This window comes from Pseudomonas alkylphenolica, assembly GCF_016009175.1.
In the GTDB taxonomy this organism is placed as follows: Bacteria; Pseudomonadota; Gammaproteobacteria; order Pseudomonadales; family Pseudomonadaceae; genus Aquipseudomonas; species Aquipseudomonas alkylphenolica_B.
In genome coordinates this window covers 96,139-110,088 of record NZ_JADUCM010000013.1, presented here as the reverse complement: position 1 = coordinate 110,088, position 13,950 = coordinate 96,139, and the positions used below count along the sequence as shown (strand labels likewise).

Here is a 13,950-nt window from a genome sequence, read left to right as displayed (position 1 = left end):
CTTTTCCTCAATTGTATCTGTCGGCCCGCCACGCCCACCCCGTAGAATCCAGTCTCCCCCCACCATAGGGCTATCGAGGCTGGTATGCATATTTCTTCCGGACGCTGGGTCTATGGCCTTTGTCTTTCGCTATTGACCGCGCTGCTCTGGGGCATCCTGCCGATCAAGCTGAAACAGGTGCTGCAGGTGATGGACCCGATCACTGTGACCTGGTTTCGCCTGATGGTCTCCGGTGGCTTGCTGTTCGCCTGGCTGGCCGCGAGCAGGCGCCTGCCGTCGTTCGCCCGGCTCGGGCGCAAGGGCCTGGCACTTGTGGCATTGGCCACCGGCGGCCTGGTCGGCAACTACGTGCTGTACCTGATGGGCCTGAACCTGCTCAGCCCCGGCACGGCGCAACTGGTCGTGCAACTGGGGCCGGTGTTGTTGCTGGTCGCCAGCGTGTTCCTGTTCAAGGAGCGCTTCAGCCTTGGGCAAGGGATGGGTCTGCTGATCCTGCTGATGGGCTTCGGGCTGTTTTTCAACCAGCGCCTGGAAGAACTGCTGACCTCCTTGAGCGTTTACACCACCGGTGTGCTGACCATCATTCTGGCTACCACCATCTGGGTGTTCTACGCCCTGAGCCAGAAGCAGTTGCTGACGGTGTGGAATTCGATGCAGGTGATGATGGTGATCTACCTGTGCTGCGCGGTACTGCTCACGCCCTGGGTGCACCCGCTGGAAGCGCTGCAGTTGAGTCCGCTGCAAGGCTGGCTGTTGCTCGCCTGCTGCCTCAACACCCTGGTGGCCTACGGTGCGTTTGCCGAGGCGCTGGCGCACTGGGAAGCATCCAAGGTCAGTGCGACCCTGGCGGTCACCCCGTTGATTACTTTTGTTGCGGTCGCCCTGGCCGCCTGGTTCTGGCCTGACTATGTGCACGCCGAGCAGATCAACACGCTGGGCTATATCGGCGCGCTGGTGGTGGTGCTGGGTTCGGCGCTGACCGCACTGGGCCCTTCGATCATGGCCGGCTGGCGGGCCAGGCGCGTACGCCTGGCCCGGTGAACTCAACCCTTTTTGCCAGGTTCGAGCATGTCTTGCGGGCGTACCCACTGGTCGAACTGCTCGTTGGTCAGGTAGCCCAGGGTCAAGGCCGCCTCACGTAGCGTGCGGCCTTCGCTGTAGGCCTTCTTGGCGATTTCTGCCGCCTTGTCGTAGCCGATGTGCGGGTTGAGCGCGGTCACCAGCATCAGCCCACGCTCCAGGTGCGCGGCCATCTGTTCGGCATCCGGTTCGATACCGGCCACGCAGTGTTGCTGAAAGTTGCGACAGCCGTCGGCGAGCAGTTCGATGGACTGCAGCAGGTTGTGGATGATCACCGGCTTGAACACGTTCAACTGCAGGTGCCCCTGGCTTGCGGCAAAGCCGATGGCGGTGTCGTTGCCCAGCACCTGGCAGGCCAGCATCGACAAGGCCTCGCACTGCGTCGGGTTGACTTTGCCGGGCATGATCGAACTGCCCGGCTCGTTGGCCGGCAGGCGCACTTCGGCAAGGCCGGCACGCGGCCCGGAACCGAGCAGGCGCAGGTCGTTGGCGAGTTTCATCAGCGCCACCGCCAGGGTCTTGAGGCCGCCGGCGAGGGTGGTCAGCGGCTCGTGCCCGGCAAGCGCGGCGAACTTGTTCGGTGCGGTGACGAAAGGCAACCCGGAGAGGGCCGCAAGCTCCGCTGCAATAGCTTCGGCAAAGCCGTGTGGGGCGTTCAGCCCGGTGCCTACGGCAGTACCGCCCTGCGCCAGTTCGCATACTGCCGGCAGTGCGGAACGAATGGCCCGCTGGGCGTAATCAAGCTGGGCCACATACGCCGAGACCTCCTGGCCGAAGGTGATCGGCGTGGCGTCCATCATATGCGTGCGGCCGGTCTTGACCAGGTGCTGGTGGCGCGCCGACAGCTCTGCCAACCCGGCCGACAGCTCGGCAATCGCTGGCAGCAGGTGATGCTGGACGGCCTGTGCAGCGGCGATATGCATGGCAGTGGGAAAACAGTCATTGGAGCTTTGCGAGCGGTTGACGTGATCGTTGGGGTGTACCGGAAGCTTGCCACCACGGCCTTTGCCGGCCAGTTCGTTGGCGCGCCCGGCGATCACTTCATTGACGTTCATGTTGCTCTGGGTGCCGCTGCCGGTCTGCCAGACGACGAGTGGAAACTGGTCGTCGAGCTGACCATCGAGTACTTCATCGGCGGCTTGCTCGATCAGCCGGGCGATGTCGGCCGAGAGGTCTCCGTTGCGGCTATTGACCCGTGCAGCGGCCTTCTTGATCAGCGCCAGGGCATGCAGGACCGCCAGCGGCATACGTTCCTTGCCTATGGCGAAATTGATCAGCGAGCGTTGTGTCTGCGCGCCCCAGTAGGCCAGCTCAGGAACTTCGACCGGCCCGAGGCTGTCAGTTTCGATACGGCTCATGCTGCACTCACTCCCTTGTGGTCTGAATTCGCAGTTTAGGTCCCTTTTTGTCGCGGCGGTTCCATCGCTCGTCGACCCACTTGAGTGCTGTGCCCGAGTCGGCGCAGAATGCTCGACTCCGGGGTACTACCTCCTCTGTCTAATGAAGGATTTCCGATGACCCGTCTTCGCGCCCTTTGCACCGCTGTTGCGCTGGTCTGCGCCAGCGGCCAGGTGCTTGCCGATACCGCCAGCCACAACGCCAGTGCCGAAAAATTCCTCATGATGGCGCACGCTGACAAGCTTGGCACCCCGGTCTACATGCAGGTGCAGCAGATGTTTGCCCAGCGTTTTGAACAGACCAAGGCACCTGCTTCGAAAAAATCCGTGCTCGACAGCTACCAGGCCAAGGCCAACGCCGCCCTGGACCAGGCCATTGGCTGGAACAAGCTGAAGCCGGACATGGTCAAGCTGTACACCAGCACCTTCACCGAAAGCGAGCTCAAGGACCTGGTTGCCTTCTACCAGTCGCCACTGGGCAAGAAAGTCCTGGAAAAAATGCCTCAGGTTACCCAGCAGTCGGCTCAGCTGACCCAGCAGAAGCTGGAAAGCGCGGTGCCTGTGGTCAACAAACTGCTGGCCGACATGACCAAGGAACTTGATCCGAACGCTGGCAAGGCCGCCGCCCCAGCGAAGAAGTAAACGCGGAGCTTTCCATGTCGATGCAGCAAAAGATTGAACAAAGCCTGGCCGCGCTGGCGCCGCAGCACCTGTCGGTGCTCGACGAAAGCCACATGCACAGCCGTGGGCAAGAAACCCATTACAAGGCGGTGCTGGTCAGCGAGCAGTTTGCAGGCCTGAACATGGTCAAGCGCCACCAGAAGGTCTACGCCACCCTGGGTGAGCTGATGGGGCAGTTCCATGCTCTGGCCCTGCACACCTACACCCCCGAAGAGTGGCAGAAGGTCGGTGCAGCGCCGGCTTCACCCACCTGCGCAGGTGGCAGCAAACACTGATTTCATCGTCAGGTTTTTGCTAGAATGTGCAACGCGCCGCTCGTCGGCGCGTTTTTTTTGCCATCCGGTCCGCCCTTTGCGAGGGTGACCACCTGGAGATTTATCGCATGACCCAAGCTATCGTCGTGGCGGCGCTGTACAAATTCGTCACCCTGAAAGATTACGTCGAGCTGCGCGAGCCGCTGCTCGACAGCATGACGGCCAATGGCATCAAGGGCACCCTGTTGCTGGCCGAGGAAGGTATCAACGGCACCGTTTCCGGTACCCGTGAAGGGATCGACGGCCTGTTGGCCTGGCTGCGCAGCGATGCGCGCCTGGTCGATATCGACCACAAGGAATCCTACTGCGACGAGCAGCCGTTCTATCGCACCAAGGTCAAGCTCAAGAAAGAGATCGTCACGCTCGGTGTGCCGGGCGTCGACCCGAACCACACCGTCGGCACCTACGTCGAGCCGCAGGACTGGAACGCGCTGATCAGCGACCCGGAAGTGCTGCTGATCGACACCCGCAACGACTACGAAGTGGCGATTGGTACTTTCGAAGGTGCAATCGACCCGAAAACCACCACGTTCCGTGAGTTTCCCGAGTACATCAAGGCCAACTTCGACCCGTCGAAGCACAAAAAGGTGGCGATGTTCTGCACCGGCGGCATCCGCTGCGAGAAAGCCTCCAGCTACATGCTCGGTGAAGGTTTCGAAGAGGTCTATCATCTTAAGGGCGGGATCCTGAAATACCTCGAAGAGGTGCCTCAGGAGGAAAGCCGCTGGCAGGGTGACTGCTTCGTGTTCGACAACCGGGTCACCGTGCGTCACGACCTGACCGAAGGCGATTACGACCAGTGCCATGCCTGCCGTACCCCGATCAGCGTGGAAGACCGTGCGTCCGAGCACTATTCGCCAGGCATCAGCTGCCCGCATTGCTGGGACAGCCTGAGCGAAAAGACCCGACGCAGCGCTGTCGACCGGCAGAAGCAGATCGAGCTGGCCAAGGCCCGCAACATGCCGCACCCGATCGGCCACAATTATCGTAAAGCTGCCGAGGCCTGATAGATGTCCGCACGCCTGCTCTATGTGATGGACCCGATGTGCTCATGGTGTTGGGGGTTTGCCCCGGTGGCGCAGGCCCTGATCGCCCAGGCGCACGCCGCCGGGATCGAGACCCACCTGGTGCCAGGTGGCTTGCGCAGCGGCAGCACGCCGCTGGATGCCTCGACCCGGCGCTACATCCTTGAGCATTGGCAGGCGGTCAACGAAACCACGGGCCAGCCCTTCACCCTTGAAGGTGCCATGCCAGAAGGTTTCGTCTACGACACCGAGCCGGCCTGCCGGGCGCTGGTAACGGCGCGGGGCCTGGACCCGACGCGTACCTGGGCCTTGCTGGCGGCAATCCAGCAGGCGTTTTATCAGGGCAGTGTCGACGTTACCCTGGCACCGGCGCTGGTTGATCTGGCCGAGCAGGTCGGTTTTGACCGCGCAGCCTTTGCCGAGCGTTTCACCAGCACTGACGTGCGCGCTGCCACCGCTGCCGACTTCACCTGGGTGCAAGACCTGGGCATTGCCGGCTTCCCGACCTTGCTGGCCGAACGCAATGGCCAGCTGGCTTTGCTGACCAACGGCTATCAGTCGCTCGATGCCTTGAGCCCGTTGCTCGGCCGCTGGCTGCAGCAGGCTGCCTGTGCTTGACGTGCCTGGGTCACCCGACCCTGTGCCGGGGCCTGCCCCGGTTGTTGCCGATCGCCTGAGCTGGGCGGAAATCCGCCGCCTGGCCCTGCATCACAAGAAAGCCCTGTGGATCGCCAACGGTGTGGCCGTGTTGGCGGCGCTGTGCAGCGTGCCGATTCCGTTGCTGCTGCCATTGCTGGTCGATGAAGTGCTGCTTGGCCACGGTGATGCCGCGCTCAAGTGGATGAACCAGCTGTTGCCTGGCGCCTGGCAGGTGGCGGCCGGCTACATCGGCCTGATGCTGGTCGTGACCCTGTGCCTGCGCTGTGCTGCACTGGCCTTCAACGTGATGCAGGCCAAATTGTTCGCCGGCCTGGCCAAAGACATTGTCTACCGCTTGCGCATCCGCCTGATCGAACGCCTCAAGCGCATCTCCCTCAAGGAGTATGAAAGCCTGGGCAGCGGCACGGTGACCACCCACCTGGTGACCGACCTGGACACCCTGGACAAGTTTGTCGGCGAAACCCTGAGCCGCTTTCTGGTGGCGATGCTGACGCTGACCGGCACCGCCGCGATCCTGATGTGGATGCACTGGAAGCTGGCACTGTTGATCCTGTTGTTCAACCCGTTGGTGATTTTCGCCACGGTGCAGTTGGGCAAGCGGGTCAAACACCTGAAGAAGCTCGAGAACGACAGCACCTCGCGTTTTACCCAGGCGCTGACCGAAACCCTCGACGCGATCCAGGAGATCCGCGCCAGCAACCGCCAGGGGTATTTCCTCGGGCGTTTGGGCGTGCGTGCGCAAGAGGTGCGTAACTATGCCGTCGCTTCGCAGTGGAAAAGCGATGCCAGCGGTCGGGCCAGTGGCCTGCTGTTTCAGTTCGGCATCGATATTTTCCGCGCTGCGGCGATGCTCACCGTGCTGTTTTCCGACCTGTCGATCGGGCAGATGCTGGCGGTGTTCAGCTACCTGTGGTTCATGATCGGCCCGGTCGAGCAGCTGCTCAACCTGCAGTACGCCTACTATGCCGCAGGGGGTGCGCTGAGCCGGCTCAACGAGCTGCTCGCGCGTGCCGACGAACCGCAATACCCCGGTGGTGTCGATCCGTTCAAGGGTCGTGACACGGTCGGGCTCGAAGTGCAGGGATTGCGCTTTGCCTATGCCGACGAACCGGTGCTCGACCACCTCAACCTGTCCATTGCCCCCGGGGAAAAGGTGGCCATTGTCGGTGCCAGTGGTGGCGGCAAAAGCACCCTGGTGCAGTTGTTGCTCGGGCTCTACAGCGCTCAGGCCGGCACCATCCGCTTTGGTGGTTCAACCTTGCAGGACATTGGCCTGGAGACCCTGCGTGAACACGTGGCAGTGGTGCTGCAGCACCCGTCGCTGTTCAACGACACGGTGCGCGCCAACCTGACCATGGGCCGCGACTGCAGTGACGAGGCCTGTTGGCAGGCCCTGGGTATCGCGCAACTCGACACCACCATTGCGGCATTGCCGCTGGGGCTCGATACCGTGGTCGGGCGCTCGGGTGTGCGCCTGTCTGGTGGTCAGCGCCAGCGCCTGGCGATTGCGCGCATGGTCCTCGCCGAACCCAAGGTGGTGATTCTCGACGAAGCCACCTCGGCGCTGGACGCCGCCACCGAATACAACCTGCATCAGGCCCTGGCGCGCTTCCTCAGTGCGCGTACCACCTTGATCATCGCCCACCGGCTGTCCGCCGTGAAGCAGGCTGACCGGGTGCTGGTGTTTGATGGCGGGCATGTCGCCGAGGACGGTGATCATCAGCAACTGATTGCAGAGGGCGGCCTGTACGCCAAGCTGTACGGCCATTTGCAGCAGAGCTGATTGCAAAGTGCTGAGTAATTGAGAAAAGCGCTCCAGTATTGAGGGCAAATAGCCTAGGCTGTGCATCTATAAGATCAAGAGATTCATCCGGCTCTGTGTGCAAGGGACCTCATGAAGCGAAAACGGACTCTCGAAGCCCCGAATTTGTTGGGCATCATCTGGCCTTTTGTAGCCGTGGTGTTGTTTCAGGCATTGCTCGGGAGCATCAGCTTGTACGCCTTGTCGGCGGTGCGTGGATATGTGGCGGGGGAGAGTCTCTGGTCCAAGGGCCAGAAAGACGCGATCTATTACCTCAACCTGTATGCCGATAGCCGCGACGAAGCGACATTTCAGCGCTATCGCCAGGCGATTGCCGTGCCGCTGGGCGGGCATGACCTGCGTGTCGCCCTGGATTTGCCCACGCCGGACCTGGAGGCTGCACGACGCGGCTTGATCCAGGGCGGAAACCACCCTGACGACGTCTCCAGCATCATCTGGTTGTACCTCAATTTTCGCCAGGTCAGTTACCTGGAGCGGGCCATCGAGCGCTGGGCCGTGGGTGACGGCTTTCTCAGCCAGCTGGACGAAGTCGCCCGGCAGATGCACGAAGACTTTCGCCTGGGCAAGGCCGATGCCACTGCTGTCGCGAACTGGAAATCGCGCATCGCCGCCATCAACGAAGGCGTGACGCCCGCCGCACGCGCCTTCAGCGACGCCTTGGGTGAAGGCTCGCGCAGGTTGTTGCAATTGTTGCTGGTGACCAACCTGGCAACGGCGCTGTTTCTGATCGGGCTGGCCTGGATGCGCTCAAGCAAGTTGCTGACCCAGCGTCAGGCCTTTGCCAGTGCCTTGCAGGTCGAGAAGGAGCGGGCACAGATCACCCTCGAATCGATTGGCGACGGGGTCATCACCACTGACGTTGACGGCTGCATCGCCTACATGAACCCGGCCGCCGAGCAATTGACCCACTGGCACGCCAGCCAGGCCCACGGGCTGCCATTGGCGGCGCTGTTCAGCCTGCTCGATGAGAATGCCGAGAAAGACAACCTGACCCTGATCGAGCACATCCTTGGCGGCGGTCTCAAGGGCGGTAGCGAGCACACCAAGCTGATCCAGCGCCTGGACGGCAGCACGGTATCGGTGACCCTGGTGGGCGCGCCGATCATGGCAGACGGGCAGGTGAGCGGCGTTGTGCTGGTACTGCACGACATGACCCAGGAACGGCAGTACATCGCCAACCTGTCGTGGCAGGCAACCCACGATGCGCTGACCGGGCTGGCCAACCGCCGCGAGTTTGAATACCGCCTGGAGCAGGCGATCAACACCCTGGCGCGCAAACCGGCCCGGCATACGCTGATGTTCCTTGACCTGGACCAGTTCAAACTGGTCAACGATACCTGCGGGCATGCTGCCGGCGATGAGTTGCTGCGGCACATTTGTGCGGTGTTGCAGGCGGGCTTACGTGAGGGCGACACCCTGGCCCGGTTGGGCGGCGACGAATTCGGCATCCTGCTGGAAAACTGCCCGCAGGATCAGGCCGAACGCATTGCCGAAGGGCTGCGTCAGGCGGTGCAGAGCCTGCACTTTGTCTGGAAAGCGCGGCCGTTCATGACCACGGTGAGCATTGGCCTGGTACATGTCGCGCACTTGCCCACCACACTGGAAGCCTCGTTGCGTGCAGCCGACATGGCCTGCTACATGGCCAAGGAAAAGGGCCGCAACCGGGTTCAGGTCTACCATGCCGATGACAGCGAACTGTCCATGCGCTTTGGCGAAATGGCCTGGATCCAGCGTCTGCATGTGGCCCTGGAGGAAAACCGCTTTTGCCTGTATGCCCAGGAGATCGCCGCCCTCGGGCCTGATGACGGGCCGGGTCATATCGAAATACTTCTGCGCCTGCATGATGAAAACGGCCGGATCATTTTGCCCGACAGCTTCATTCCTGCCGCCGAGCGCTACGGTTTGATGACCGCACTCGACCGTTGGGTAGTGCGCAGCGTGTTCATGGTCATTCGCCAGGGGCTGGACGAGCGCCGTGATGGTCCTTTGGCCATGTGCGCGATCAACCTGTCCGGCAGCAGCATTGGCGATGACAAATTCCTCGACTACCTGAAGCGGCTGTTCGGTGAGTTCGCCATTCCGCCGCAGATGATTTGCTTCGAGATCACCGAAACCAGCGCCATTGCCAACCTGGGCAGCGCCATTCGCTTTATCAACGAACTCAAGGCGCTGGGCTGCCGGTTCTCGCTGGATGATTTCTGCGCCGGGATGTCGTCATTTGCCTATTTGAAGCATTTGCCTGTAGATTTCCTGAAAATCGACGGAAGTTTTGTCAAAGACATGCTTGATGACCCGGTCAACCGGGCTATGGTTGAAGTCATCAATCACATCGGTCACGTCATGGGCAAACGCACCATTGCCGAATTTGTCGAGACGCCGTTGATCGAGCAGGCCCTGCAGGAGATCGGCGTCGATTACGCCCAGGGGTACCTGATCGAGCGGCCGCAGGTATTCACCTGCGACAGCCTTCATCGCCAACGGATTGCCGCAAGGCCCCTGCTGTTCAAGGCGCCAGGGACCTTTCGCTGACGATCCAACGATAATCACAAGGAACAAGGAGCTGACAGTGATTGACGCGTTCGTCCGTACCGGTCCATTGATGGACCCCACCAGTTACCCGCTCTGGGCCCAGCAGTTGATCAAGGACTGCCATGAGAGCAAGCGCCGGGTCGTCGAACACGAACTTTACCAGCGCATGCGCGATGGCCGGCTCAGTGGTCGGACCATGCGCCAGTACCTGATTGGCGGCTGGCCGGTGGTCGAACAGTTCTCCCTGTACATGGCCAAGAACCTGACCAAGACCCGTTACGCACGCCATCCTGGGGAAGACATGGCGCGCCGCTGGTTGATGCGCAACATTCGTGTCGAGCTCAATCATGCCGATTACTGGCTGAACTGGAGCCTGGCCCATGGCGTGAGCCTTGAAGACCTGCAAAACCAGGACGTGCCGACCGAGCTCAATGCCCTGAGCGACTGGTGCTGGCATGCCTGCGCGGCCGACTCGCTGGTGGTTGCCATTGCCGCCACCAACTATGCCATCGAAGGTGCCACCGGTGAGTGGTCGGCGGTGGTGTGCTCGACGGGGGCCTACGCTCAGGGCTTCCCGGAAGAAGGGCGCAAGCGCGCGATGAAGTGGCTGAAGATGCACGCCCAGTACGACGATGCGCACCCGTGGGAGGCGCTGGAAATCGTCTGCACACTGGCCGGCAACAACCCGCCCCAGGCGCTGCAGGCGCAGTTGCGCCGGGCGATCTGCAAGAGCTATGACTACATGTACCTGTTCCTTGAGCGCTGCATGCAGCAGGAACAGCGCCAGCCCGCCCGTGTCCAGGCGGAACTGGTCGAGGGCTGAGCCTTACTGGGCGTTGAACGCCTGGCCGTTGACGCCGGTGCTGTCCGGGCCCATCAGGTAGAGATAGACCGGCATGATCTGCTCGGGCAGCGGATTGTTCTCCGGGTTCTCGCCCGGATACGCCTGGGCGCGCATGCTGGTGCGGGTTGCGCCCGGGTTGACGCTGTTGGCACGCACCGGCGCCACGCCTTCCAGTTCGTCGGCCAGGGTCTGCATCAGGCCCTCGGTGGCGAATTTCGATACTCCATAAGCACCCCAGTAGGCCCGGCCTTTGCGCCCGACGCTGCTGGAGGTGAAGATCACCGACGCATCTTCTGACAGCTTGAGCAGCGGCAGCAGGGTGCTGGTAAGCATGAACATGGCATTGACGTTGATCTGCATGACACGCATGAAGTTGTCGCCAGACAACTGCTCAAGCGGTGTGCGCGGGCCAATGATCGAGGCGTTGTGCAGCAGGCCGTCGATGTGGCCGAACTCGGTTTCAATCATGGCGGCGAGTTCGTCGTACTGGTGGGGCAGGGCCGTTTCCAGGTTGAACGGAATGACCGCAGGTTTTGGATGGCCGGCGGCTTCGATTTCGTCATAGACCTGGGTCAGGTTGCCTTCGGTCTTGCCCAGCAGCAGTACGGTAGCGCCATGGGCGGCGTAGGCCTTGGCGGCTGCAGCGCCGATGCCGCGACCGGCGCCGGTGACCAGGATGGTCCGGCCTTTGAGCAGGTCAGGGCGGGCGGAGTAATCAAACATGAGGTTGCCTCGTGATAGGGGGCGGGCAACGTCGGCGCCTGCGGTCTGCAGGTGCCGGCATTGCAGGCGAAGCAAGGCAGCGCCTTGCCAGCTAAGGGGTCAGCAGCCGCAAAGCGCGCTATCAAGCACTTTGCGCAGTTCCAGCGGATGGTCGACGACTACATCCGCACCCCAGTTGTTGGGGTTGTCACTTGGATGAATATAGCCATAACGCACGGCAGCGGTACGGGTACCGGCATCGCGGCCCGACTCGATGTCGCGCAGGTCGTCGCCGACGAACAGGACGCTGGCCGGGTCCAGGTTCAGGGTCTTGCAGGCGAGGATCAGCGGCTCGGGGTCCGGCTTGCTGTTCTTCACGTGATCCGGGCAGATCAGCAGGGCGGAGCGCTCGGCCAGGCCCAGTTGCTGCATGATCGGCTCGGCGAAGCGCACCGGCTTGTTGGTGACCACGCCCCACAGCAGGTTGGCTTTCTCGATGTCGGCCAGCAGTTCGGCCATGCCGTCGTAGAGTTTGCTGTGCACCGCGCAGCCTTGCTGGTAGCGCTCGAGGAATTCCAGGCGCAGGGCTTCGAACTCCGGTGCTTCGGGGTCAAGGTCGAAGGTCACCGCGACCATGGCCTTGGCACCGCCGGAAACCACGTCGCGGATGCGCTGGTCATCGATGGCGGGCAGGCCGCGCTCGGCCAGCATCGCCTGGCAGATGGCGATGAAATCCGGCGCCGTGTCGAGCAGGGTGCCGTCCATGTCGAAAAGTACTGCTCTCAGGCGCATGTTCATTCCTCGCGCAGGGTCTGGATCATGTAGTTGACGTCGACGTCGCTGGCCAGCTTGTAGTGCTTGGTCAGCGGGTTGTAGGTCAGGCCGATGATGTCCTTGACGGTCAGGCCGGCCTCGCGGCTCCAGGCGCCCAGTTCGGACGGGCGGATGAACTTCTTGAAGTCATGGGTGCCGCGTGGCAGCAGCTTCATGATGTATTCAGCGCCGATGATCGCGAACAGGTAAGCCTTCGGGTTGCGGTTGATGGTCGAGAAGAACACCTGACCGCCAGGCTTGACCATGCGGAAGCAGGCGCGGATCACCGAGGAAGGGTCCGGCACGTGCTCGAGCATCTCAAGGCAGGTGACCACGTCGAACTGCTCGGGCATTTCTTCGGCCAGAGCTTCGGCGGTGATCTGCCGGTACTCGACCTGAACACCCGATTCAAGCTGGTGCAACTGGGCGACGGCCAGGGGCGCTTCGCCCATGTCGATACCGGTCACGGTGGCACCGCGCAGGGCCATGGCTTCGCTGAGGATGCCGCCGCCGCAACCGACGTCGAGAACCTTCTTGCCCGCCAGCTTGACCCGCTCGTCGATCCAGTTGACCCGCAGCGGGTTGATGTCGTGCAAGGGCTTGAACTCGCTTTCGCGGTCCCACCAGCGATGGGCCAGGGCCTCGAACTTGGCGATTTCGGCGTGGTCGACGTTGCTCATGGATCGGTCCTCTGAAACTTTGATTAAAGGTGTCACAGGGTGGCAGTGATGGCTGCCCCCCGGTTATTCGGTGCGCTCACCGATGCGCTGGCCCCAGGCACTGGCGGCGGCATGAAGGGCCTGCTCGTCCATGCGTGTGAGGCGGCGCTCGTCGAGCAGTTGCTTGCCAGCGACCCAGACATGCTTCACGCAGTCACGACTGCTGGTGTAGATCACTTGCGAAACCGGTTCGTAGATCGGTTGCTGGGCCAGGCCGCTGAGGTCGAAGGCGACCAGGTCTGCAGCCTTTCCCACTTCCAGCGAGCCGGTCACCGCGTCCAGGCCCAGCGCCCGGGCGCCATTCAAGGTGGCCATGCGCAGGGCCCGGTGGGCGTCCAGCGCGGCTGCCGAGCCGGCTACGGCCTTGGCCAGCAAAGCTGCGGTACGGGTCTCGCCGAGTACGTCGAGGTCATTGTTGCTGGCAGCACCATCGGTGCCCACGGCGACATTGACGCCGGCCTGCCACAGGCGTTCCACCGGGCAGAAACCGCTGGCCAGCTTGAGGTTGGACTCCGGACAGTGCACTACACTGGTGTTGCTTTCTACCAGCAGGGCCAGGTCTTCGTCGCTGATCTGGGTCATGTGCACCGCCTGCAGGCGCGGGCCGAGCAGGCCAAGGCGCGCCAGTCGGGCCAGCGGACGCTCGCCGCGGGTCGCCAGGGATTGCTCGACCTCGTAGGCGGTTTCGTGAATGTGCATGTGGATCGGTGCGTCGAGTTCTTCGGCGACCACCCGGATCTTTTCCAGGTTGTCGTCACTCACCGTATACGGCGCATGCGGGCCCAGGGCCACGGTGATACGCGAGTGGTGGCGCAGGTCGCCGAACAGCTCGATGCCCAGGTGCAGTGCCTCTTCGGTGCTGCGCGCACCCGGGACCGGGAAGTCCAGCAGGGGCACGGCGATTTGTGCGCGAATACCGCTGTTGTGCACGCGTTCGCTGGCGATCCTGGGGTAGAAATACATGTCCGAGAAACAGGTGACGCCGCCCTTGATCTGTTCGGCAATGGCCAGGTCGGTGCCGTCGCGCACGAAGGCTTCGTCCACCCAGCGGCCTTCGGCCGGCCAGATGTGCTCTTCAAGCCAGGTCATCAACGGCAGGTCGTCGGCCAGGCCGCGGAACAGGGTCATGGCGGCGTGGCCGTGGGCGTTGATCAGCCCCGGAGTGAGCAGGCAGCCAGGCAATTCGCGGGTTTCGCTGGCGACATAGCGCTGCGCCTCGGCCCGCGGCCCGATGAACACGATCTGGCCGTCGCGAATGCCCACGCCATGATCCTTCAATACCACCCCGGCAGGTTCGACAGGCACCAGCCAGCCAGGCAGGAGCAGCAAGTCGAGCGGCGTAGCGGGTTTGGGCATGGCGGGAT

Annotated in this window: 13 protein-coding genes; 8 read left to right on the top strand and 5 right to left on the bottom strand. The window is 62.5% G+C overall.

The features are described 5' to 3' along the window. Positions 1 to 84 precede the first annotated feature (84 nt). Positions 85 to 1,041, top strand: coding sequence for a DMT family transporter (locus I5S59_RS13770; protein WP_197877098.1), 957 nt, complete (start codon positions 85 to 87; stop codon positions 1,039 to 1,041). Between the two features lie 2 nt (positions 1,042 to 1,043). Here the strand turns inward: I5S59_RS13770 and I5S59_RS13765 are convergent, their stop codons facing one another. Then, positions 1,044 to 2,438, bottom strand: coding sequence for a class II fumarate hydratase (locus tag I5S59_RS13765; RefSeq protein ID WP_197877097.1), 1,395 nt, complete (start codon positions 2,436 to 2,438; stop codon positions 1,044 to 1,046). Positions 2,439 to 2,594: 156 nt separating this feature from the next. On the opposite strand from I5S59_RS13765, the gene I5S59_RS13760 reads away from it, so the two are divergent. The 7 genes from I5S59_RS13760 to I5S59_RS13730 all read left to right on the top strand — a co-directional run bounded on the left by I5S59_RS13760 (position 2,595) and on the right by I5S59_RS13730 (position 10,331). Further along, positions 2,595 to 3,119 carry a DUF2059 domain-containing protein gene (locus I5S59_RS13760; RefSeq protein WP_128325869.1) on the top strand — a complete coding sequence of 175 codons (525 nt, stop codon included), beginning with the start codon at positions 2,595 to 2,597 and terminating at the stop codon, positions 3,117 to 3,119. A 14-nt stretch (positions 3,120 to 3,133) separates the two neighbouring features. Beyond that, positions 3,134 to 3,433, top strand: a complete 300-nt coding sequence (locus I5S59_RS13755) for a BolA family protein (RefSeq protein ID WP_197877096.1) — start codon at positions 3,134 to 3,136, stop codon at positions 3,431 to 3,433. Positions 3,434 to 3,540: 107 nt separating this feature from the next. Continuing rightward, on the top strand, positions 3,541 to 4,479 hold the full coding sequence (locus I5S59_RS13750; protein WP_197877095.1) for a rhodanese-related sulfurtransferase: 939 nt from the start codon (positions 3,541 to 3,543) through the stop codon (positions 4,477 to 4,479). Positions 4,480 to 4,482: 3 nt separating this feature from the next. Next, the gene (locus I5S59_RS13745) at positions 4,483 to 5,115 is read left to right on the top strand and encodes a DsbA family protein (protein WP_128325872.1); all 633 of its coding nucleotides are present in this window, start codon (positions 4,483 to 4,485) and stop codon (positions 5,113 to 5,115) included. Next, positions 5,108 to 6,940 carry an ABC transporter ATP-binding protein gene (locus tag I5S59_RS13740; RefSeq protein WP_197877094.1) on the top strand — a complete coding sequence of 611 codons (1,833 nt, stop codon included), beginning with the start codon at positions 5,108 to 5,110 and terminating at the stop codon, positions 6,938 to 6,940. The genes I5S59_RS13745 and I5S59_RS13740 overlap by 8 nt, the downstream gene beginning before the upstream one ends. Before the next feature lie 111 nt (positions 6,941 to 7,051). Further along, entirely contained in the window at positions 7,052 to 9,508 is a 2,457-nt protein-coding gene (locus I5S59_RS13735) for an EAL domain-containing protein (RefSeq protein WP_197877093.1), read from the top strand. A 70-nt stretch (positions 9,509 to 9,578) separates the two neighbouring features. Beyond that, entirely contained in the window at positions 9,579 to 10,331 is a 753-nt protein-coding gene (locus tag I5S59_RS13730; RefSeq protein WP_232239746.1) for an iron-containing redox enzyme family protein, read from the top strand. A gap of 3 nt (positions 10,332 to 10,334) precedes the next feature. Here the strand turns inward: I5S59_RS13730 and I5S59_RS13725 are convergent, their stop codons facing one another. From I5S59_RS13725 to I5S59_RS13710, 4 genes are all read right to left on the bottom strand, one after another. Beyond that, entirely contained in the window at positions 10,335 to 11,075 is a 741-nt protein-coding gene (locus I5S59_RS13725) for a YciK family oxidoreductase (protein ID WP_197877091.1), read from the bottom strand. Between the two features lie 99 nt (positions 11,076 to 11,174). After that, positions 11,175 to 11,846: an N-acetylmuramic acid 6-phosphate phosphatase MupP gene (gene mupP, locus I5S59_RS13720; RefSeq protein ID WP_197877090.1), complete on the bottom strand. Its 672-nt coding sequence runs from the start codon at positions 11,844 to 11,846 to the stop codon at positions 11,175 to 11,177. Positions 11,847 to 11,848: 2 nt separating this feature from the next. After that, on the bottom strand, positions 11,849 to 12,547 hold the full coding sequence (gene ubiG, locus I5S59_RS13715) for a bifunctional 2-polyprenyl-6-hydroxyphenol methylase/3-demethylubiquinol 3-O-methyltransferase UbiG (protein WP_197877089.1): 699 nt from the start codon (positions 12,545 to 12,547) through the stop codon (positions 11,849 to 11,851). 63 nt (positions 12,548 to 12,610) lie between these two features. Further along, positions 12,611 to 13,942 (bottom strand): TRZ/ATZ family hydrolase, encoded by a 1,332-nt coding sequence (locus I5S59_RS13710; RefSeq protein WP_197877088.1) that lies wholly within the window; start codon positions 13,940 to 13,942, stop codon positions 12,611 to 12,613. Positions 13,943 to 13,950: the final 8 nt, after the last annotated feature.